The organism is Halomonas meridiana (assembly GCF_009846525.1).
Lineage (GTDB): Bacteria > Pseudomonadota > Gammaproteobacteria > Pseudomonadales > Halomonadaceae > Vreelandella.
The window spans coordinates 3,782,652-3,802,974 of record NZ_CP024621.1; the positions used below are offsets into that span (position 1 = coordinate 3,782,652).

A 20,323-nucleotide genomic window follows, 5' to 3' on the forward strand; every position below is an offset into this window, starting at 1 on the left:
CCTATTGAAGATGGCACATCTCATAGGGACTTTGTATCTGATAGGGAATATTTATCAAGAGGGGTGAGCAAGGTGAAGCTAACGGTACTGATTATCGGCTGTGGAGACATCGGCGTCACGCTTGGACAAGAGCTGCTGGACGAGGGGCATCGGGTGATTGGTGTGCGCCGCCAAGCCAAGGCGTTGGAGTCTACCGGCATCGAGCCATTAGCCCTCGATCTCAACAGCCTGGACGGGGCCGATGCCAACGCCCTACCCCAAGCCGACTACGTGATTTACACCGTCAGCGCAGACCGCTTTGAAGAGAGTGCTTACCAAAGCGCCTATCCAGACGGTCTCAAGCGTGTGCTCAGCGTTCTGGAACAGCACGACACGCCGCCGCGGCGCATCTTCTTCGTCTCCTCTACGAGTGTCTATGGCCAGCAAGAGGGCGAAGTCGTCAACGAAGAGAGCCCCACGGAATCCACCAGCTTCTCCGGCAACCTGATGTGCGAAGCTGAGCAGGCCCTGCTGAATCATCCGCTCCCCGGCACCGTCGTGCGTTTCTCTGGCATCTATGGCCCGGGGCGTGATCGTTTGATTCACCAAGTGGCCGAGGGCCGCATCGCTGCCGTGACGCCCGTGATCTACTCCAACCGCATTCACCGCGACGACTGCACCGGCATTCTGGCGCACCTGATTCGCTGCCAGGAAAACGGCTCACCGCTGGCCGACCTCTACCTGGGCAGCGACTGCGAGCCGGTCACCATGCATAACGTGATGGCATGGCTGGCCAAGCAATTGAAGGTGGAGTCGACCGATACCATGCAGTCGCCGCTGCGCCGTCGCGCCAGCAAGCGTTGTGACAACCGCCGCATTCTCGAAACCGGCTATCAATTCCGCTACCCCACCTATAAAGAGGGGTACGCCCAGGTATTGAAAGAGGGTGGATTTCTAGAGCTGCAAAAAGCCTAGTTACCCTAGCGGTATCCAAACGCAAAGAGCGAGCTGATCACAGCTCGCTCTTCTTTTATGCAGCGATTCAACGCCGCGCCTAGCGTAAGCGTGGCGATTAGTCGCCAATCACCATCACGGCTTCGGCTTCTACCTGGCTGCCTTTAGGCAGCGCTTTAACACCCACTGCCGCGCGAGCGGGGAACGGCATGGCAAAGAACTCTTCCATCACCTTGTTCACGATCGCAAAGTTGTCCAGATCGACTAGGTAGAGGTTGAGTTTGACGATATCGCCCAACGAGCCTGCGGCTTCTTCACACACGGCTTGCAGGTTGGTGAACACCTGACGCGCCTGAGCTTCGAAATCGTCGGAGACGATCTCCATGGTGTCCGGGTCGAGCGGAATCTGGCCCGACAGGTAAACCGTGTTGCCGGCTTTGATGGCCTGGGAGTACGGGCCGATGGCGGCAGGGGCTTTTTCTGTGTTGATAACCGCTTTATTGCTCATAGGGTGTCATGCTCCTGTAGGAATGAAACGTTGATTATTATCGCCATGGCCTACGCAGACTGGCGTGCATCGCCAGCGGTAGGCACAGGGGCGTTTAGTTAGCGGTGCGGGTAATCTTGCCAACGTTGGGCAGGTTGCGGATGCGTTTGATGATGCGTGCGAGGTGAACACGCCCTTTGACTGCCAGCGTGAGATTGACGGTGGACAGGCGCGCATCGCGCTCTTCGATCCCAATGCGCTCGATGTTGGCATCGGCATCGGTCACCAGTCCCGCCAGCTCGGCTACGAGGCCGCGACGGCTTTCGATCTCAATACGCAGCGCCACCGGGAAGTCTTCGTCGATATGCTCGGACCACTCCAGAGCAAACAGCTTTTCGGGGTCGTTTTTGCGCTCGGCGAGGTTTTTGCACTCGCTACGGTGTACCACCAGCCCTTTACCGACCGACAGATGTCCTACCACCGGGTCGCCGGGCAAGGGGTGACAGCAGCGAGCGAAGTTGATCACCATCCCTTCACTACCGCTGATGACCACGGCCTTGTCGCCGTTGTCGGAAAGCGTCTTATCAAAGCTGTCGCCATGGGCGACATCCACCAAACGGCGCGCCACTACGTGCGCCATGCGATTGCCTAACCCCAGCGACTCGAGCAAAGCGTCTAGCGACGCTACATCCAACTCTTTGAACGCCTGCTCGAAGATGCTCTCGTCCAGCTCTTCCAGACTCGTTTCGAAGGGCGCCAGGGCTTTATTGAGCAGCCGCCGCCCGAGCATCACCGCTTCCGCCTGCTGCTGATGCTTCAGCGCATGGCGAATGGCAGAGCGCGCCTTGGCGGTGGTCACGAAGTTCAGCCACGCCAAGTTGGGCCGCGCGCCGGGGGCGGTGATAATCTCCAGCGTCTGACCACTTTCTAAGCGCGTCGAGAGTGGCGCAAGGTGGCGGTCGATTCGGCAGGCAATGCAGTTATTGCCGATATCGGTATGCACGCTGTAAGCGAAATCGATCACCGTGGCGCCCTGGGGCAGCTCCATGATGTCGCCTTTAGGCGTAAACACGTAGATATCGTCGGGGAAAAGGTCGTTCTTGACGTGTTCGATGAACTCCAGCGAATCCCCGGCGTGGCGCTGCATCTCCAACAGGCCCTTTACCCAAGCGCGAGCGCGGGCGTGGCTGCCTTCGGCAATCGGGTGCGCCGTCTGCCCGGCTTTGTAGAGCCAGTGGGCGGCAATGCCGTTGTTGGCCATAGCTTCCATCTCACGGGTGCGGATTTGCACCTCGATGGGCATGCCTCGCTGACCAAACAGCGTGGTGTGCAGGCTTTGATAGCCGTTCGCTTTGGGGATCGCGATGTAGTCTTTGAAACGCCCCGGCACCGGCTTATAGAGGTTGTGCACCACGCCGAGAATGCGATAACAGCTCGCCACGTCTTCGGTGATGATCCGAAAACCAAAGACATCCATGATTTCGATAAAGGGCTTACGCTGGTCGCGCATCTTCTTGTAGATGGAGAGCAGGTGCTTCTGGCGACCAATCACCGTGCCTTTCAGTCCTTCGTCGTCGAGGCTCTGCTGCAGCGATGACTGGATTTCCCGCATGGCGCCACGGCGGTTGCCCCGCGCACTGGCCACGGCGCGCTTGATGCGCTCGGCCCGCATGGGGTGAATCGCTTGAAACGAGAGGTCTTCCAGCTCGACGCGGATGGTGTTGATCCCCAGCCGACCGGCAATGCGCGCGTAGATTTCCAGGGTTTCCCGGGCAATGCGGCGTTTTTTATCCGGACGCAGCGCTCCCAAGGTGCGCATGTTGTGCAGACGGTCCGCCAACTTGACGATGATGACGCGGATATCCCGCGACATCGCCAGCACCATCTTCTGAAAGTTCTCCGCCTGGGCGACGGCTTTATCTTCAAAAGTGATTTGGGTCAGTTTGGAGACGCCATCCACCAGCTCGGCGACGGGCTTGCCGAACTGCGCCGCCAGGGCCTTTTTGGAGACGCCGGTATCCTCGATCACATCGTGCAGCATGGCGGCCATCAGGCTCTGATGGTCCATGTGCATGTTGGCGAGAATATTGGCGACCGCGAGCGGATGCGTGACGTAGGGCTCGCCAGAGCGGCGGCGCTGGCCGTCGTGGGCCTGCTCTGCGTAGTAGAAGGCGCGCTTGACCTGCTGGATCTCGTCCGGGGGTAAGTAGCCGCCGAGTCGGTCGGCCAGGTCATCAATGGTGAACATGTACCGCGCCCCTAATCGGTGCTAGCTTAATCGTCGATGTGAGCGCTAGGCGTCATGGCAGGACGCGCACGCACGGGCGCTTCGACCGGCTCGTCCAGAACGGTGTGGTCCACCAGGCCCGCCGCAATTTCGCGCAGCGCCATGACGGTGGGCTTGTCGTTTTCCCAGGGCAGCAGCGCATCGCGGGAGCCGCGAGCCAGCTGGCGAGCACGCTGGGTGGAAATCATCACCAGTTTGAAGCGGTTTTCTACATTTTCCAGACAATCTTCAACGGTTACGCGAGCCATGGGGGCCTTCCTGTAATAACGACGCCGGGCCGGCGTTGTTGGATAACGCCGCCGACCCAGCGAAAAGAGTGGTGATAGGACCTGATAGATTACTCGACGCTAGGCGCCTGTGACAAGAGTGCATCGAGCAAGGGTGCGTGGCGTTCTTGCATGGCAACACGCGTGAGACGGCGGCTAATGACCAGCGACTGGAGTTCCTGCAGCGCCGTGGTGAAGTCGTCGTTGATCACCAGATAGTCATACTCGTCGTAATGGGACATCTCACTGACCGCATCGCGCATGCGCCGGGCAATGACCGCGTGCTCGTCGGTGCCCCGGCTCGACAGGCGGCGCTCCAATTCGCTGCGCGACGGTGGCAAGATGAAGATCGACACCGCAGAGGGCATCTGTTCGCGCACCTGCTGCGCGCCTTGCCAGTCGATTTCTAAAATGACGTCCTGCCCGGCGTCCAGCAGCGTTTGGACCGCCTCGCGCGAAGTGCCATAGTAATTGTCGAAGACCTTGGCATACTCAAAGAAGTCGCCACGGGCGATCATCGCCTCGAAATCATGCGCTTGGGTAAAGTGGTAATTCACGCCATCGACCTCACCGTCGCGCTTGGCGCGCGTGGTGTGCGACACCGACACCTGAATGCCATCCAGGCTTTCGATCAGCTCGCGGACGAGGCTGGTTTTACCCGCGCCCGACGGGGCAGAAACAATAAACAGCGTACCCTGGGACATGAAGCGCTTCCCTAGTTAGTCAAAATGGTCGTTCGTCATCACGCAGGCCGGCCACCGCCGACATTATGGGGAGCGCAGTATCGCACACCCATAGCAGGGACTGTAGCGTTTCGATACGGCCACAAGGAGGTCAGCATGCGCAGCACACTGTTCATTTTAGGCCTGATTGCGCTGGGGGTCGCGCTGCAGAAAGGCATCATCGACATTCCCCGCCACTGGACGCCCTGGGCGCCGCTATACGTGGATGACCCCATCACGCCCGTCACCCAACTGAAGCTCAAACGCTTGAACGATGACCGCGCCGCCTGCCTAGCAGCGCTGGATACCGTGCCCGAAGACGAGCTGCGCTACACGCCGTTGGCCGATTACACGCCTACTGCCAGCTGCCCGCTCACCAATGTCGTGCGCATGCAGAGCAGCAGCGTGCGCTTTAACCAGAGTTTCGTGGCCTCCTGCCCGCTGGCATTGGCCTGGGTGATGTATGAACGCCATGCACTGCAGCCTGCAGCGCAGGCGATTATGGGTAGCCGGGTCGTCCAGGTGAACCACGTGGGTAGCTTTGCCTGCCGCAACGTCTATGGCCGAGACACCGGCCGACGCAGCGAGCACGCCACCGCCGACGCGCTGGATGTGGTGGGGTTTCAGTTCGAGGATGGCCGGCAAATATCGCTGATTAACGACTGGGATGACGCGGGTAACGCGGGGAAGTTTTTACGCGCAGCGCGAGATGGCGCGTGTGATACCTTTGGCAACGTACTGGGGCCCGAGTACAACGCCGCGCATGCCGACCATTTTCATTTAGGCATGCGCGGCTTCAGGCTGTGCCGCTAGTGCGTTGGGTTATTCGAGGTTGATGTCCTCTTCATCGGTGGCCGCTCCCGTGGCAGCACCCACGCCACCACCAATCACGGCGCCTTGAGTGACGCTGCCGCCCGTGACGGCAGCGGCGCCTGCGCCAACGGCGGCCCCCACTCCGGCACCGCTGGTCGCCCGCTCACCCGTGGTCGAACCGCAGCCCGCTAACGCGATGATCAGTGCGGCCATGGCACTTAACGTCACAACACGCGATGTCTTCATTACTGGGTTATGCATAGGTCACCTCCTTATGGGTTGCACCTATATACCCTAGGAACGATACGCGCATTTCGCCACTGCTTATGCTTTTTGCTAGCCCCGCGCGACGGCAGGTTTGGCGGGGTAGGTGCGTTTTTCCAGCCACCGCCCCCAAGCGAAAATCACTAGGCCGCATAGCGCAAGCCCCGAGCCTACCAGCCCGGTGCTCGACCAGCTGAACCCAGCGCTAATCGCCAAGCCCGCCAGCCACGCCCCCAGCGCGTTCGCCCCGTTAAAGGCCGCATGATTCATGGAGGCCGCCATGGTTTGGGCGTCTTCGGCCACGTCCATCAGGCGGGTTTGCAGCGACGGCGCAAGCGCCATGCTGGTGCCCACCAAGCCTACAAATAGCAGCCCGGACCACACCTCGTTCGCAGCAAAGTAGAACAGCCCCTGCACCACCGCGCACCACACCAAAATGGTAGGAATGGCCCGCATCAGGTTTTTGTCCGCCATGCGCCCGCCCACCAAGTTACCGGCGATGGAGCCCAGACCAAAAATCACCAGCACCAGCGGCCCTAGCGCCTCGCTCATGCCCGCCTGCTGGGTCAGCGTCGGCATCACGTAGCTGAAGATCGAAAACATACCGCCGCAGCCGATACAGGCAATGGCAACGGTGACCAACACGCGCTGTTTCACCAGCGCCGAGAGCTCTCTCAACGGGCTGGCATGGGCATCGAAGGGCTGTACCGGCACCCACACACGGATTAACAGCGCCGTCAGCAGTGCAATGCCTCCAACCGCCGCAAACGCAATTTGCCAGCCCAATAGATTGCCTGCCCAGGTACCCAGCGGAGCACCAATCAAAATAGCCACTGTCAGGCCCAGCATGACCCTGGCGATGGCCCGCGCCCGCTGGTCGACCGGTACCGCTCCGGCTGCGACCAGCGCCGCCACGCCAAAGTAAGCACCATGGGGCAGACCGGCGATAAAACGCAGGCCCACAAACGACCAGAACCCCGGTGCCATGGCGCTGGCAATGTTGCCCACGGCAAACACCAGCATCAGCGCAATCAGCAGCGCCCGTTTAGGCACCCGCGCGGCCAGCGCGGAAATCAACGGCGCGCCCACGACCACGCCCAGGGCGTAGCTACTGATTGCATAGCCCACTTGCGGCACCGTTACGGCTAAATCCTCCGCCACGCGGTTCATCAGTCCCATGATCACGAACTCGCTGGTACCAATGCCGAACCCGCCCAGCGCCAGTACAAACTCTGCCAATCGCGGGTTACGCGCCAGCCCCGATGACGACTCTTGCATACCTCTCTCCCCAGGCGCTGGATAAAACGCCTGCTTATCAAAACGGTCTTAGATTGCGTCAAATGATGGCAGGATTAGACGAAAGTAGGAATATATGACGTTAAAAAAGTTAGCGTGCAAAGGGGTAACCCGTGGACACTGACGCGGCAGCAACCAAGAGGCAACTGCTAGGATGTGACGATTATCTTTTCATTAAGAGGGCCGGTTATGACCTCCAACACCATCGAGCACGCCATGCAGGCACTGGCCAATGCCGACCCCGACATTGCCCGCGCGTACCCCTTAGTCGGCGCGCCCAACCCGCGCCAGCGCGATCCAGGCTTTGCGACCTTCTTCTCGACCATCGTCAGCCAGCAGATATCCACCGAAGCCGCCCGGGCGATCATGGGCCGGGTGAATACGCTGCTGCCGGAGCTACATGCCAAGGCGGTGATGGAGGTGGAAGGTCAGGCGCTACGCGATGCGGGGCTATCGTGGCGTAAAATCGAGTATGCCAAAGGACTGGCCGAGGCAGAGCTGGCGGGCACGTTTAGCGCCGATGGCTTAGCGCATCTCAGCGATGACGAGGCCATTGCCGCGATCACTCAACTGCGCGGGTTTGGCCGCTGGAGCGCGGAGATCTATCTGATGTTCTCGCTCCAGCGGCCCGATATTTTCCCCGCCGACGACCTCGCCTTAAGGGTAGCGCTAGGCCGCTTGAAGGGCATGGAGGCCAAACCCACGCCGAAGCAGGCGCGCCAGATGGTGGAGCACTGGTCGCCCTGGCGCAGCGTGGGGTCGCTGTTTTTATGGCACTACTATCGCGGCGAGCCGGTGTAGCGCGGGCGTTTAGAGCATTAGCGGTCTTTAAAGCGTAAGCCCGCCAAATTTACCGTTCTGGTAATCCTCCACCGCCTGGACGATCTCATCGCGGTTAGTCATCACGAAGGGGCCGTGAGAATACACCGGCTCGTCGATGACGTCGCCATGGCCAAACAGCAGGCGCGCATCGCTCGCTGCTTCAATGCTCAGGCTTTCACCGTCACGGTCGACTTCGATCAAATGGTGCGCCTTGGCAGGCTCGCCACCCACCGTCACGTCGCCACTCACTACGTACAGGAACACCTGCCGGCCAGGAGCCACGGGTAGCTGCTCACGCGCGCCCCCAGGCAGCGCTAGCGTCGACATGAACACGCCCGTCAGCGATTCAATCGGGCCTGCTTGCCCCTGCCACTCCCCGGCAATCAGGTTGAGCGTACCGCCGCCTGCCAGTTGAACAGCGGGGATACCCTCTTGCTGCAAGCCCACATAGCGCGGCTCGCTCATCTTCAGCCGTGACGGCAGGTTGACCCACAGCTGCAAGATTTCCAGCGGGCCGCCCTCGCGCAGAAACGCCTCCGGCGAAATTTCCGCATGGACGATGCCGCTACCGGCGGTCATCCATTGCACACCGCCTGCGTGAATCACGCTCTGGTGCTTGGCGCTGTCGGCATGGGCCAGCGAGCCTTCTAAAATAAACGTCACCGTTTCAAACCCACGGTGCGGGTGCGGCCCAAAGGGCAGCCCACGGTTGTTGGCCGGGTAAACCTGCGGGCCGTGATGATTCAAAAACAGAAACGGATCGAGCTGATCTAACCCCGGCCCCGGCAGCGGCCGGCGGGTGACCAAATCACCGATATCATCCCGATGGGCAGGATGCTGAGCGACCACGCGGCGAACGGATGGAGTATTGGCTGATGACATAATGCTCTCCTTATCAATACGCCCAGCGTAAAACCTCAACTGACGGATGAGGAGCGAATAATTTGCCCCGGTTCATTGAAGGAAATGAATAGAAAGCCTTAACGGCTGGGAACGCTCAGCCGCCCCACCACCGTGAAACCCTCCTCTTGCGGGCGCACGACCACCATTTCCCCGGAGCTAACGCCCCCACCGGTCAGCGCCGTGATATTTACTTGATGCGTCACCAGCAGCATATTCCCCGGCCCCTGCCACCCCGCCATACGCTCACGAGCCGCTTGGGTAATGGCCACCTGATCCCCACGCCCGCGAAAGAACGAATTCAGCCACGGCGCTGGCACCACCGCCCCCAGCGCCATCAGCTCAGCGGTTTCCAACGCCCGGCACCACTGGGAGCTGTACACCGTATCAATCGCCACGCCCCGCTCCCGCAGCGCCTGCCCCGCTGCCGCCGCATGGGCACGCCCTTCGCTGGACAGGTTGCGCTGGGTATCGCAGTCTTCCAATACAAACCCCGGCGGGTCACCAATGCCGGGGGCCAAGGAGTGGCGCATGAGGATGACCAAACCGCCCTCTTGGAGCGCTTGCCAAGTGGCGGTGTTGGCGTAGGTGGTGAGGGGTAAGAGGCTAAGCAGGCCTGAGAGCATGCACAGAGTGAAGAAACGCAGGTTGAACACGGGCAAGCCCTCTGGTGAGAACAGTCTTCCCCTCTTTTATCAGAATTTCGTCACCACGGTGACCCCCGCGCCTTCGAACTTGCCCATGTTGACCAACGCCTGCACGGACTCTTCCAGCGTGATACGGCGGCCAATCAATTTTTCAGGCGCCAGCTTGCCTGACTGGATCATCGCCAGCATGGCACCGTAGAGATGCGCCTGCATGCCATGGCTGCCCAAAATTTCCAGCTCGTTGGCGATCACCTTGCTCATCGGCACGGCGGGCGTGCTGTGGTCCGCCAGCATCAGCCCGACCTGAACATGCTTGCCGCGCTTGCGCAAATTGCTGATGGAGTTGAAGCAGGTGGTGGGGTGGCCCAGCGCGTCCAGCGAGACGTGCGCGCCGCCTTGGGTGATCTCGACCACCGCCTCCACCACGTCGGCCACCTGGTTGGCGTTCACCGTGGCCACCGCCCCCAGCTGGCGCGCCAAAGCCAGCGCCTGCTCGGAAATATCCACCGCCACCACGTTGGCGCCGGCTGCGCTGGCAATCATGATGGCCGACAGCCCCACACCGCCGCAGCCGTGCACCGCCACCCACTGGCCCGCCGACACGCGGCCCTGGTCTACCACCGCACGAAAAGAGGTCACGAACCGACAGCCCAGGCTGGCGGCGGTATCGAACGTCAGGGTATCCGGCAGGGCGACCAGATTCACATCGGCGTAGTGAATGCCCACATACTCGGCAAACGAGCCCCAGTGGGTAAACCCCGGCTGAAATTGAGCATCACACACCTGATGATTGCCGGTGTGGCACTCCGGGCAGGTGCCGCAGCCGCCCACGAACGGCACGGTCACTCGGTCGCCAACGCGCCACTTCGTCACGTCCTTGCCCACCGCTTCCACCACACCGGAGAGCTCATGGCCCGGCACATGGGGAAGCCGGATATCGGGGTCGTGGCCCATCCAGCCGTGCCAATCACTGCGGCATACGCCGTTAGCCATCACCTTGACCACGACGCCGTGAGGTTCGGGAGTCGGATCCGGCACCTGCTGAATAGTGGGCGGGGTAGAGAACTGCTCAAATACGACGGCTTTCATGGGTCACTCCTGAACGTCTAGGCTGCGGATTCGCTAACGCTACTATAGCGAGCCTGACCTGAAATGAGCTTTCCATATCGTGGACAACACTGACCAATGTGAAGCACTCTTTCTCTTTATAGCGTTGATAAGAAAGAGACTTGCAATATGAGCGCATTGGATAAAAAAGACGCCAAGTTAGCAGCGTTACTCCAGATTGATGGCAGAATGCCCAACGCGCGACTGGCCGAACAGCTGCATCTGAGCGAAGCCACCTGCTGGCGACGACACAAACGCCTGGAAGAACTGGGGGTAATCGAAGGCTATCAAGCCATCTTTAATCGACGCAAAGTCGGCGCCAGCGTACTGGCCTTCGTGCAGATTACCTGCACCCAACACAGCGAAGCCGCGACGGCAGAGTTCGAGCGCATCATTCAATCAAGCTCTCGGGTGCTGAGCTGCCACAACACCACCGGCGAGGCCGACTTCCTGCTGCAAGTGGTCGCCAAAGACCTAGACGACTACAGCCACTTCGTCGAAACGGTGCTGCGCCAGCTGCCTGGGGTATCGAGCATTCGCTCCAACCTCTCGCTGAGGGAAATGAAAGCGACCAGTCATTTGCCGGTTGAGGAGTTGTTGGGGTTATAAATGAGTCAAGTACGTTCAAGAGATAGTGGACTTTCTCAGCACCTTCCCGGCAGTGAAAAGCACCTCAGTGCGAGAGCCAGACCATAGAGCTGGCCATTAAGCGGTAGAGGCAAGCATAGCGTGAGAACAAGGGGCTATTGCGCACCTGACCAGACTGTAGGTCGTTGCCGTGATCGCTTGGATCAATGCGACTCTTGCCCCTGTCCACTTTGCTCATCACTCTGCTGAGTAGGCGCATCATCACCTATGAGGACAGGCCTATCGTTCTCCCAAACCACGGCATAGTGACCAAGGCGACGTTTGCGCTCTAGCGTCTCCGCAACAGCCAAGCGTAAGCTTTCTAGCATCTCTTGGGTATCAGGGGTCAACTGAGTCATGACCGAGACTCCTTTAGGAGGAGTAAAGTGTAATAACGCTCACCTTGCCTTGAGGTAACTGACGACACGCTCTTGGCGCGAGGCCGAAAGCCTTGAGGCCGCTTGCGCACCTGCCAACCTTTTAGTTGAAGGATGCGCTGTATCGGCTTGTGGTTCTCACTCAGTTATCGTCACTGCCCATCTGCTTTTCGAACGCCTGTCGAATGAGGCCCATTACATAGGCCAGCTCAGACTCCTCACTGAACCCTACTTCCACATCGCCATTTCCCCAACGTCCGAGGTTGGTCACGTCACGAGCTATCCCTTTCGGATCGCTCAACTCGTGAAACGGCATATTCAGAGACAGTCGCAAACGGGTCTTTTGCGGGACCACATCGACAAAGTTCGTCTCGGCTTTGAACGCTATATAGAGCTTGAGGACTTCTTCAGTGACGCTCGGGTCGAGCGCCAGGACTTCCTTTCGGAGCTGCTCAAATAGAGCGCGCATTGGGGTCCCGTTTGCTAGTTGAGGGTGATCCTCAAGGTTGTAGGCTTCTGGTTTGACGGCCACGTTGCGGTAGGTATCGAGGATCTCATCCGGCAATACCGGAGCCGCCCAAACCCGCACCGCTTCCTGGGCCAGCTTGGCGGCCCGATTCTTAATTGAGTCCTCATTCCATGCTTCTACAGCTCCCAGGCCCTCGTTGAGCCGTAGAGGGCTTTGTTTGAATCCGCCCTGCATATCGCGCTTCTCGATGAAAGCTCGGTCGCTGTACTCTGAGTTGTAGCCCGTAAGAGTCAGGTTACCCAGCGTATGCAGCCAGGTTTCATGCACACGCTTCCATTCCGGACCAAGCTCATCCTTCCATCTAGCAGACAGATTCTCATTCTGCGGCATGATGTGTTCAATCGTGTATTCGTCGACCGGAACCCGTTCCTTGCGCTCGAAATTCTCCAGGCGGCGTAACCAGTAACTCCGACTGCGGAAATTATAGAGATCGCGTACTGCCAGTTCCCTTTTGAACTCTTCGTCATTCGGAAAACGCCGGTATGACTTCAAACCGAGCAGGTGAGCCTTGATGCTCTCCAGGTAACGGTTCTTCTGCATTGATTTGTGAAAGGTCGCAAAGGTCTTGTTCAGCGAGTTTGTGGGGATGGCACAAACGGCACGACGGAACACATAAGCCTCGATCAGCCGAATAGCGCTATGAAAGTCATCTCGGGACAGATTGTCCTGTTGGTAATCATGGTAAAGTTCCAGCAGAAACGGATATGCCACGTCGACTTTTAGCTCCCGCAGGTCCTTAAATGCCAATCCGAGCTGTTTATCTGTTTCTTTCCCCAATGCCATCGCACAAAAATACCGAGCGAAAGCATGTATTTCAGCAACCAATGAATCGACACCAGCACTCGCAACTTCGGCGCGACGTGAATGCTGTTTGAAAGCCTCGTATACCTCGTCTAACCGTGGAATTTCCCCGGTTTTAACCGTGAGGTAGTGGCGCATGAAGCTGTCAAAGTAAACGCCATAGCCTTCTTGCCCGAATTCCACCTCCATCGGACGCCAGTGATTGCGATAGAGCCGAGTCTGATGCTCCGGCTCCAGTCCCATCAGCACATAGTTCCGGATCAGGTCAGCCTGGCTCAAAGCTTTTCCTGTGGAATTCATGCTCTCAAAAATGAGTTGCGGGTTATCCTGGTCTCGGCTCAGCGCAATATCAACGATGATGAGCTTTGAAAGGCCCCGGCAGAGGGTTTCCAGTTCCCCGTTAAGCCGCTCAATTTGGCTGTTGAAGAACTCGAAGTTTTCCTGGATTCGAAGAGAACCGTCATCAGGTAACGGCTTCTGCGTGACCAACGCCAGCAGGCTCTCTTTGTCCGTCTGGGTCAATAGCAGTTTGTACGCTCGCTCACCGTCTTCCAACGGGTTAAGCAGGTAGTAATTGCGCAGCTTCTTAGCCGAAAACCCCTCCAGAGGTTCTGTGTCCCCAAGGTGTCGAGATAGAGCCTCAAGAATCAGCATGGTGGTAGTCAGTCGCTGTTGCCCATCAATGACCAGCAATGGTGATTGACTGGACACCTGATAAAGCCCCTTCTCGATGTAGACCACCGAGCCAATGAAATGTGCTGATATACCATCGTTGGTACCGGCTCGCATAATGTCGTCCCACAGTTGACGACATTGCTGTTCAGACCAGGAATACGTTCTCTGGTAGATCGGAATGACAAATTGTGGCGACTTCTTCAGGAAGTCTAGCAACTTGGCTTCTGTAGCTTTCATAACGGACGTTATCCCTTTTTTGTTCTGTTACTGCGTTTCAACGCTGGTTTTGACCTGGTTATACACAGCCCGCATCAGGTACTGAGAAGCGATATTGCGGAAGGACTCGTCGTTCATCAGGCGTATGAAGATGTCCTCGTTGCCGTCCATGCGCTCTACAAACAAGTTCTCAAGCTGCTTGTTAAATACTGGCTCGAAGTTCTCCAGGCTGTTAGCCATGACGGCCTGACGAAGCTGTTCGTTGGCAACGGCGGTTTCCTTCACCTGATCGAAGAACAGCTGGTCCGCCGGGGTAAACTCTGTACCAAATCGCTCATTGAGCTTGTCGACCAGTGTCGATAACTGCACCTCTTCCTCTGCCTGGCCGGTACCGACCTCGGTCGGGCCATAGAGGGCTTCCGGCTCGCCTACTTTCAGGTCGATGGCGCCTTCACTGATTTTCTGAAGCCGGTAGTACTTCAGCTCTACCTCGTCATCAACCTGCACTGTGCGCGTATCAGCGGTGTAAGGCAGCTTGGTGAGCAAGAAGCGGGAATAGGTGTATAGCTTCTCGTGGTCCGAGTCCTGATAAGGAATAATCTGGGCAACGAAGCCGTACAGGTTACGGAAGCTGACCAACTGCCCCTTGAACAGGGCTTGGTCTTCCTCGCTCAATTTCTTGAAACGCTCGACAGCCAAGTCAATCAGACTGTTCAGCTTCTTGTGTTCGCCGCCCGTCGGGTTCAGTCGGTTGCGGAACCAGATCTCGCACCACGCGCTCACCTCACCCTCCGTGAAAATCTGCCAGGTGGACAGTGTGTGGGCCAGGTTATTGAGCTGCTGAGGGTCGGTATCCTCTTACTTGGTGGTCACCTCGTAATAGGGTTTGAACGCCTTGTAGATTTCATCCGGCTCATTCACGAAGTCCAGGACAAAGGTATCTGTCTTGCCCCTGGCCGTTCGGTTAAGCCGTGACAGCGTTTGCACCGCCTGAATGCCTGAGAGCTTCTTATCCACATACATGCTGTGAAGTAGTGGCTGGTCAAAGCCGGTTTGGTATTTTTCAGCAACCAGCAACACCTGGTATTCCTCGGTGTTGAATTTATCCGGTAGCTCAGACTCTTTGATGCCCTCGTTCATACCGACTTCGGTAAATGTCTTGTCAGCATATTCCTTGAGAGCGATTTCTCCCGAGAAGGCTACAAGGGACTTCACATCCGTATAGCCTTTAGATTTGATGTACTTGTCGAAGCCCAGCTTGTAGCGCACCGCATGTTCACGAGAGCTGGTCACTACCATGGCCTTTGCCCGGCCACCGATCTTGTGGCGGGTATGGGTGCGAAAGTGCTCAACGATCACCTCAACCTTCTGCGCTATCTCATAGTCGTGGAAGGAAACAAAACGAGCCAACGCACGCGCTGCCTTGCGGCGCGGTACTTCAGGGTCATCCTCCACCTTCTGGATCAGCTTGTAATAACGCTTGTAGCAGGTGTAGTGGGCCAGCACGTCATGGATAAAACCCTCTTCAATGGCCTGCCGCATACTGTAGTGATGGAACGGAGCTTCGCCGTTTCGTCCCGGTTCGTTGAACACGGCCATAGTCTTGAACTTGGGGGTAGCGGTGAACGCAAAAAAGCTCAGGTTAGGCTGTTTGGCACGTTTGAGCTGCTCACGGATGAGCTCCTTTTTGGCCTCTTCGCTAAGGCTCTCGTCTTCCATGTCCAGCAACTGCTCAGCGATGGCTGACTCGATGCCATCCTTGTTCAGGATCTTGCGGAGCTCCATGGCGGTTTCACCACTCTGCGAGCTGTGAGCCTCATCCACAATCACTGCGAAGCGTTTGCCTTCCGTCGAAATTGAGATGCCTTTGCCTTTTTGCTCCAGCGTGCGGATGGCCTGACTGATGAAGGGGAATTTCTGGATAGTAGAGATGATGATCGGCACACCGTCAGCCAGCGCCTTGGCCAGTTGCTGAGTATTCTCATCGATCTTCTGGACGACGCCCAACTTGTGCTCGAACTGGAAGATGGTGTTCTGCAATTGCTGGTCGAGTACCCGGCGGTCAGTAATCACCACCACAGAATGGAATACTTTCTCGTTGTTGGCATCGTGCAGACTGGACAAACGATGGGCCAACCAGGCAATGGAGTTGGATTTACCGGAACCGGCAGAGTGCTGTACGAGATAGTTATGGCCGGAGCCCTTGGCTTTTGCGTGCTGGGTCAGAGACCTTACGGCATCAAGTTGGTGGTACCGGGGGAAAATCAGCGTTTCCTTGCGGTGGCGCTTGATTCCCTTTTCGGTCACGACCGTTTTCTCTTCGACCTGAAGGTGCAGAAAACGGGCGAGGATATCCATCAGGCTGTCCCGCTCCAGCACCTCTTCCCAGAGGTAGGCGGTACGAACATCACCTTCCATGGGCGGGTTGCCAGCGCCGTGATTAAACCCCCGGTTGAACGGCAGGAAAAAGGTATCCTTATCCTCCAGGTGGGTCGTCATAAACGCTTGCTCGGTATCTACTGCAAAATGCACCAGGCAGCGATTCTTGAAGGCAAACAGCGGGTCTTTGGGGTTCCGTTCGAAGCGGTACTGGGACTTGGCATTTTCAACGGTCCACCCGGTCGCCGACATGGCATTTTTCAGCTCCAATGTGGCAACTGGGAGACCATTCACAGCCAGCACCATGTCAGGAATTGCGCCCGTCTTGGTATGTACCTGACGAACCACGGTCAGCCTGTTCGCGGCGTAGCGTTCAGCCGCGCCGGTATCAATACTGGTATTGGGAGCAAAATAAGCTAGCTTCACCGACTTGCCGACGCACTTGAAACCCTCGCGCAGCACGGTCAGGGCACCTTTTGCGGCCAGTTCCTTGGTTAAAGCATCCAGGAGCATGCTCTCGGCCTTGCTCGCGTCCAGGTTGTTCAACCGCTCCCAGATCTTGGGTTGTGTCTTCTGCACAAAACTCACGACATCCGCCGGGAACAAGGCGGTTTCAGCATCGAAACTGGTGGGATCCCCCTTCTGGTAGCCACCCTGGGTGATCAGCGCCTGCTCTATGGCGTTCTCAAAGTCGATTTCTTTGTGCATAACCTATGTTCCTTTTTAAAACTTGGCTGGGTTTCAGCGACTACTCTTGGTCAGAATCGTCGTTATGCTGCTTTCCCAGCTTCTTCTGCGCGCTTTCTACCTGTTTGACGCTTTTATCCGGCGTGGGCAGGTTTTCTGGCATGGTGCCGCCCAGTTCGCCAATGGTTTGCCGAACCTTCTGGCCTACCTCGAAATGGGTTTTGTTGGCGTTCTGCTTACCCTGAATGTTGTCCCGGCGAAGCTTCTCTTCTGCCTGTGTAGCACGGAACAGGTTGAACCGCCCCGGTTATTCCGGAGACCGGTTTGTTTGAGTCAAGCAGCTTCACCCGACTCTTCCAGTTGACGATAATACGTCCTTTCTCGTTCTGCTGGTGGAACGTTTCCGATGGGTTCCAGCAGTCGGCGGTTGTTGAACCAGTCAACCCACTCCAGCGTGGCATACTCAACGGCATCCAGTCCCCTCCATGGGCCACGATGATGGATCACCTCCGTTTTGAACAAGCCGATGATGGTTTCAGCCAGCGCATTGTCGTAGGAGTCGCCGGTGGTGCCGACTGAGGCATTGATACCCTCGTCAGCCATACGCTCGGTGTAGCGGATCGAGAGATATTGGCTTCCCCTATCACTATGATGGATCAACCCTTGTCTGTGTTTTCGTGCCCACAGAGCTTGCTCCAGAGCGTCCAGCACCAGTGCCGTTCTCATCGACGTCGCTACACGCCAACCCACGATACAGCGTGCATAAACATCGATAACGAACGCAACGTAAACGAAGCCAGACCAGGTAGCGACATAGGTAAAATCGGCTACCCAAAGCTGATTAGGACGCATAGCCGTAAAGTCACGTTTCACTAAATCAGGTGCCCGTTTCTGGCCGGGATCACTGAGGGTCGTGAAGGGGCGTTGGCCTCGCACCACGCCGCGAATTCCTAGGCGGCGCATGAGCCGTTCTACAGTGCAACGAGCAACATTAACGCCTTCACGGCGGAGTTGCCGCCAGACCTTACGGGCACCGTAGACGCAGAAGTTTTCTTCCCACACGCGCTGAATCTCAGCGGTAAGAAACGCATCCTGTCGATACCGGTCTGCCCGCCGTTCAGGATCAGCTTCAAGTGCCTTGTGGTGGTAATACGTCGATGGGGCGATTGGCAGTTGACTACAAATCGACTCGACCCCGAACTGAGCACGATGCTCGTCGATAAATGACACCATCAATTGGGTTTGCGGTCGAGCTCCGCCTGGGCGAAAAAAGCAGCCGCCTTACGGAGAATTTCATTAGCGCGCTTCAATTCGACGTTTTCACGCTCTAGCTGCTTGAGTCGTTCATTTTCAGGCAGGTTAACCGAGCTGTTTTCCTGCGTGAGTTCTGTGCGTTTGCACCAGGCTCTCAAAGTCTCTGGTGTACAGCCGAACTTGCTGGCAATGGAGCAGATCGCCGCCCACTTGGACGGGTATTCGCCTTGCTGTTCAAGGACTAATCGAACAGCTCGCTCCCGGACTTCTGGGGAATATCGTTTTGGTGAGTTCATAACTCCATCCTCTCAAGATATGGAGTCTCCGGTAAAGCCGGGGCGGTTCAGGTTGGCAGCAAGCTCCGTACTTCCCATGTAGTCCAGAATCTTGTGACTCTTCTTGAGCCCTTTTCTGGCATGTAAGTCCTTGGCTCCCAGCCCCCCGTATAGCCCTTTGTAGCCATGATCCTGAAAAATGGCGTAATCCAAGGGGGTTTCCACGCCAGCATCCTGGGCAGCCGCCGCCAGGTACTTGTTGTGGGCAATAAGCTCCTTACGGATTGCCAGGCGCTTCTCATCCTCGGAGAGGGATGTGAACTGCTCGCTGTCCTCCAGCTCCTGTCGGCGCGTCTGGATAGCGAAGTAGGTCTGGCCGTTGGCGATGACTGGCTTCGTAGGGTCGCCGTTCTGGACGATCAGGTAGCAGGCATAGCGTGACAAGTGGACATCCGGTACCTCACGTTGCGCTCCGGAGCCGATACCAACCAATTTGCGCACGTCCGCAAAATGGTCTGCAACGTCGTTCCCAGATCTTTCGCAGGCATGTCTGGCCTTATCAATGACGGGGACAAAATTTCGCCACTGCGGATATTCCAGTAGGGGTGCCAGTTCTCTGGCTGACCAGAACTCGTTGCCGTACTCATCCTCTCTTCGGATGCCTTCAAAGCTCTCGTGGTGAGTATTGGTGGACGGTGTATCAGCCATGGGCAACCTCCTTTTGCACAGTGGTAGTAGGTATGCAGAAATCCCGCACGTCGATTTTGCCGGTGACAGCATTGGTGATCAGGGCAGAGCGGTATTCCTGAAGTTTTGATATGGCCGAAGTAACCGAACTTCTCATTTTTTCAATCCGCGACGACACCTTCTGTATCTCAGAAATAATATCGTTTTGTTCGTGCAACGGAGGAACGACAACCCAAAGCCTCCCTAAAATAGAAGTATTTAGGTTATCCATCGTCGAGCCAACTGATTGCAACGATAGATATTCAGATACTCCCCTCATGCTGAACTGATACAAAAGAAACTCAGGATTAATTACCTCTTTTTTTAATCTCGCTCGCAGCGAGCCTGTTCCACAAAGCCACCCAACATTACCTTTACCAACTAAGCCAGCTCGCCCCATTTCACCTCGTCTTGCTATCACTATGTCACCGAGTTCAAGTTTGTGACGTGACAGACGAGCAACAACAGCATCTTCAACAGTTATTGTTGGGTTGCCTGTAATTTTCCCTTTTGAAATATCGGAAGGATTAATTAAAGGGGTACCATCTTCGACATACTCGTCTGCGTGCAATTGGCTTCCAAAGGGACCAGTTTGCAGGGATTTAGCTACATAACCGAGCTTTGAAACATGCCAGTACTTAGGAATCTTCCCCAACCAATCAACACCCGAGTCCTTCATTGGTACCGAGGGGTCAAGCCCTTTGGTTACCGCCTGACTGATTAGAGCCGTGCGTTGCTCAGCCAGCTTGTCCAAAAGAGACTGCTTTTTGGCAATCAGTGCATCAATCTGAGCGGTTTTGTGGTTAAGAAAGTCAACTATTGCTTGTTGCTCTTGAGCAGAAGGAATGAGAAGTGGCAAGTTGCCTATATAATTCCAGCTTGCTCTTGGCATTTTGCTGCCATAAGTTGATGAGTCAACGGTGTTAATAAAATCTCTGGAGAGGAAATAATACTTCAAAAAAGAAGAACTAATATCTCTGGAAGGTCTGATAACAAGAGCTTCGCTGGACACTAATCCAGGTGTGTCTGCCAAGTAAATTTTTGCTAGATAAGGCCGCAGTTTTCCAAATAATACATCTCCACTAGCGTACGTAGAGGCTAACCCTTCACTTTGGGAAATTTCGCCATCAATTTTTCTGCCAGTCCAAGACTCAATATGCTCTAGCCCGATATATGGAAGTTCTGATTGACCAGCTCTACCACAAATTTAAGTCTTTTTTGCGTCCAGTGTGA

20 protein-coding genes and 1 other annotated feature are annotated in these 20,323 nt (G+C 56.7%); of the genes, 4 read left to right on the forward strand and 16 right to left on the reverse strand.

Features of this window, described 5'->3' with window-relative positions:
• Nucleotides 1-72: 72 nt before the first annotated feature.
• A complete protein-coding gene (locus CTT34_RS17845) occupies nt 73-954 on the forward strand; it encodes an SDR family oxidoreductase (protein WP_159343605.1) in 882 nt (293 codons plus the stop codon).
• Nucleotides 955-1,051: 97 nt separating this feature from the next.
• Here the strand turns inward: CTT34_RS17845 and CTT34_RS17850 are convergent, their stop codons facing one another.
• The 4 genes from CTT34_RS17850 to gmk all read right to left on the reverse strand — a co-directional run bounded on the left by CTT34_RS17850 (nt 1,052) and on the right by gmk (nt 4,677).
• Entirely contained in the window at nt 1,052-1,441 is a 390-nt protein-coding gene (locus CTT34_RS17850; protein ID WP_159343606.1) for a RidA family protein, read from the reverse strand.
• Nucleotides 1,442-1,535: 94 nt separating this feature from the next.
• A complete protein-coding gene (locus tag CTT34_RS17855; protein ID WP_159343607.1) occupies nt 1,536-3,668 on the reverse strand; it encodes a RelA/SpoT family protein in 2,133 nt (710 codons plus the stop codon).
• 26 nt (nt 3,669-3,694) lie between these two features.
• Nucleotides 3,695-3,955, reverse strand: coding sequence for a DNA-directed RNA polymerase subunit omega (rpoZ, locus tag CTT34_RS17860; RefSeq protein WP_159343608.1), 261 nt, complete (start codon nt 3,953-3,955; stop codon nt 3,695-3,697).
• Between the two features lie 89 nt (nt 3,956-4,044).
• Nucleotides 4,045-4,677 (reverse strand): guanylate kinase, encoded by a 633-nt coding sequence (gene gmk / locus CTT34_RS17865; RefSeq protein ID WP_159343609.1) that lies wholly within the window; start codon nt 4,675-4,677, stop codon nt 4,045-4,047.
• Between the two features lie 135 nt (nt 4,678-4,812).
• Here gmk and CTT34_RS17870 point away from each other — a divergent pair, with 135 nt between their 5' ends.
• The gene (locus tag CTT34_RS17870) at nt 4,813-5,508 is read left to right on the forward strand and encodes an extensin-like domain-containing protein (RefSeq protein ID WP_159343610.1); all 696 of its coding nucleotides are present in this window, start codon (nt 4,813-4,815) and stop codon (nt 5,506-5,508) included.
• 9 nt (nt 5,509-5,517) lie between these two features.
• Here the strand turns inward: CTT34_RS17870 and CTT34_RS17875 are convergent, their stop codons facing one another.
• Together CTT34_RS17875 and CTT34_RS17880 are read right to left on the reverse strand one after the other, a co-directional pair.
• Nucleotides 5,518-5,769, reverse strand: coding sequence for a hypothetical protein (locus CTT34_RS17875; protein WP_159343611.1), 252 nt, complete (start codon nt 5,767-5,769; stop codon nt 5,518-5,520).
• 75 nt (nt 5,770-5,844) lie between these two features.
• Nucleotides 5,845-7,050, reverse strand: coding sequence for an MFS transporter (locus tag CTT34_RS17880; RefSeq protein WP_159343612.1), 1,206 nt, complete (start codon nt 7,048-7,050; stop codon nt 5,845-5,847).
• A 207-nt stretch (nt 7,051-7,257) separates the two neighbouring features.
• Here CTT34_RS17880 and CTT34_RS17885 point away from each other — a divergent pair, with 207 nt between their 5' ends.
• Nucleotides 7,258-7,869, forward strand: a complete 612-nt coding sequence (locus CTT34_RS17885) for a DNA-3-methyladenine glycosylase family protein (RefSeq protein WP_159343613.1) — start codon at nt 7,258-7,260, stop codon at nt 7,867-7,869.
• Between the two features lie 27 nt (nt 7,870-7,896).
• Here CTT34_RS17885 and CTT34_RS17890 read toward each other — a convergent pair whose 3' ends face one another.
• The 3 genes from CTT34_RS17890 to CTT34_RS17900 form a co-directional block, all read right to left on the reverse strand.
• Complete coding sequence (locus CTT34_RS17890) at nt 7,897-8,772, reverse strand: pirin family protein (protein WP_159343614.1); 876 nt, start codon at nt 8,770-8,772, stop codon at nt 7,897-7,899.
• Between the two features lie 98 nt (nt 8,773-8,870).
• Entirely contained in the window at nt 8,871-9,446 is a 576-nt protein-coding gene (locus CTT34_RS17895; RefSeq protein WP_174788538.1) for a histidine phosphatase family protein, read from the reverse strand.
• A gap of 39 nt (nt 9,447-9,485) precedes the next feature.
• On the reverse strand, nt 9,486-10,526 hold the full coding sequence (locus tag CTT34_RS17900; RefSeq protein WP_159343615.1) for a zinc-dependent alcohol dehydrogenase family protein: 1,041 nt from the start codon (nt 10,524-10,526) through the stop codon (nt 9,486-9,488).
• A 147-nt stretch (nt 10,527-10,673) separates the two neighbouring features.
• Between CTT34_RS17900 and CTT34_RS17905 the strand changes: the two genes are divergently transcribed.
• Complete coding sequence (locus CTT34_RS17905; RefSeq protein WP_159343616.1) at nt 10,674-11,153, forward strand: Lrp/AsnC family transcriptional regulator; 480 nt, start codon at nt 10,674-10,676, stop codon at nt 11,151-11,153.
• Between the two features lie 182 nt (nt 11,154-11,335).
• Here CTT34_RS17905 and CTT34_RS17910 read toward each other — a convergent pair whose 3' ends face one another.
• From CTT34_RS17910 to CTT34_RS17940, 7 genes are all read right to left on the reverse strand, one after another.
• The gene (locus CTT34_RS17910) at nt 11,336-11,530 is read right to left on the reverse strand and encodes a hypothetical protein (protein WP_159343617.1); all 195 of its coding nucleotides are present in this window, start codon (nt 11,528-11,530) and stop codon (nt 11,336-11,338) included.
• 160 nt (nt 11,531-11,690) lie between these two features.
• Nucleotides 11,691-13,790 (reverse strand): GmrSD restriction endonuclease domain-containing protein, encoded by a 2,100-nt coding sequence (locus CTT34_RS17915; RefSeq protein WP_159343618.1) that lies wholly within the window; start codon nt 13,788-13,790, stop codon nt 11,691-11,693.
• 27 nt (nt 13,791-13,817) lie between these two features.
• Nucleotides 13,818-14,552 carry a hypothetical protein gene (locus tag CTT34_RS18535; RefSeq protein ID WP_254436427.1) on the reverse strand — a complete coding sequence of 245 codons (735 nt, stop codon included), beginning with the start codon at nt 14,550-14,552 and terminating at the stop codon, nt 13,818-13,820.
• A 75-nt stretch (nt 14,553-14,627) separates the two neighbouring features.
• On the reverse strand, nt 14,628-16,856 hold the full coding sequence (locus CTT34_RS17920) for a type I restriction endonuclease subunit R (protein WP_254436428.1): 2,229 nt from the start codon (nt 16,854-16,856) through the stop codon (nt 14,628-14,630).
• A gap of 312 nt (nt 16,857-17,168) precedes the next feature.
• Nucleotides 17,169-18,385 (reverse strand): IS3 family transposase gene (locus tag CTT34_RS17930; RefSeq protein ID WP_159340751.1). Its coding sequence is split into 2 segments (ribosomal slippage): nt 17,169-18,100 and nt 18,100-18,385, totalling 1,218 coding nucleotides; the frame shifts between segments, so codons are not numbered across the junction.
• Nucleotides 17,994-18,110, reverse strand: a sequence feature (AL1L pseudoknot). Its footprint overlaps the gene before it by 117 nt.
• A gap of 12 nt (nt 18,386-18,397) precedes the next feature.
• Nucleotides 18,398-19,072: a DNA damage-inducible protein D gene (gene dinD, locus CTT34_RS17935; RefSeq protein WP_254436429.1), complete on the reverse strand. Its 675-nt coding sequence runs from the start codon at nt 19,070-19,072 to the stop codon at nt 18,398-18,400.
• Entirely contained in the window at nt 19,065-20,297 is a 1,233-nt protein-coding gene (locus CTT34_RS17940; protein ID WP_368027282.1) for a restriction endonuclease subunit S, read from the reverse strand. Before CTT34_RS17940 ends, dinD begins: the two co-directional genes overlap by 8 nt.
• Between the last annotated feature and the right edge of the window lie 26 nt (nt 20,298-20,323).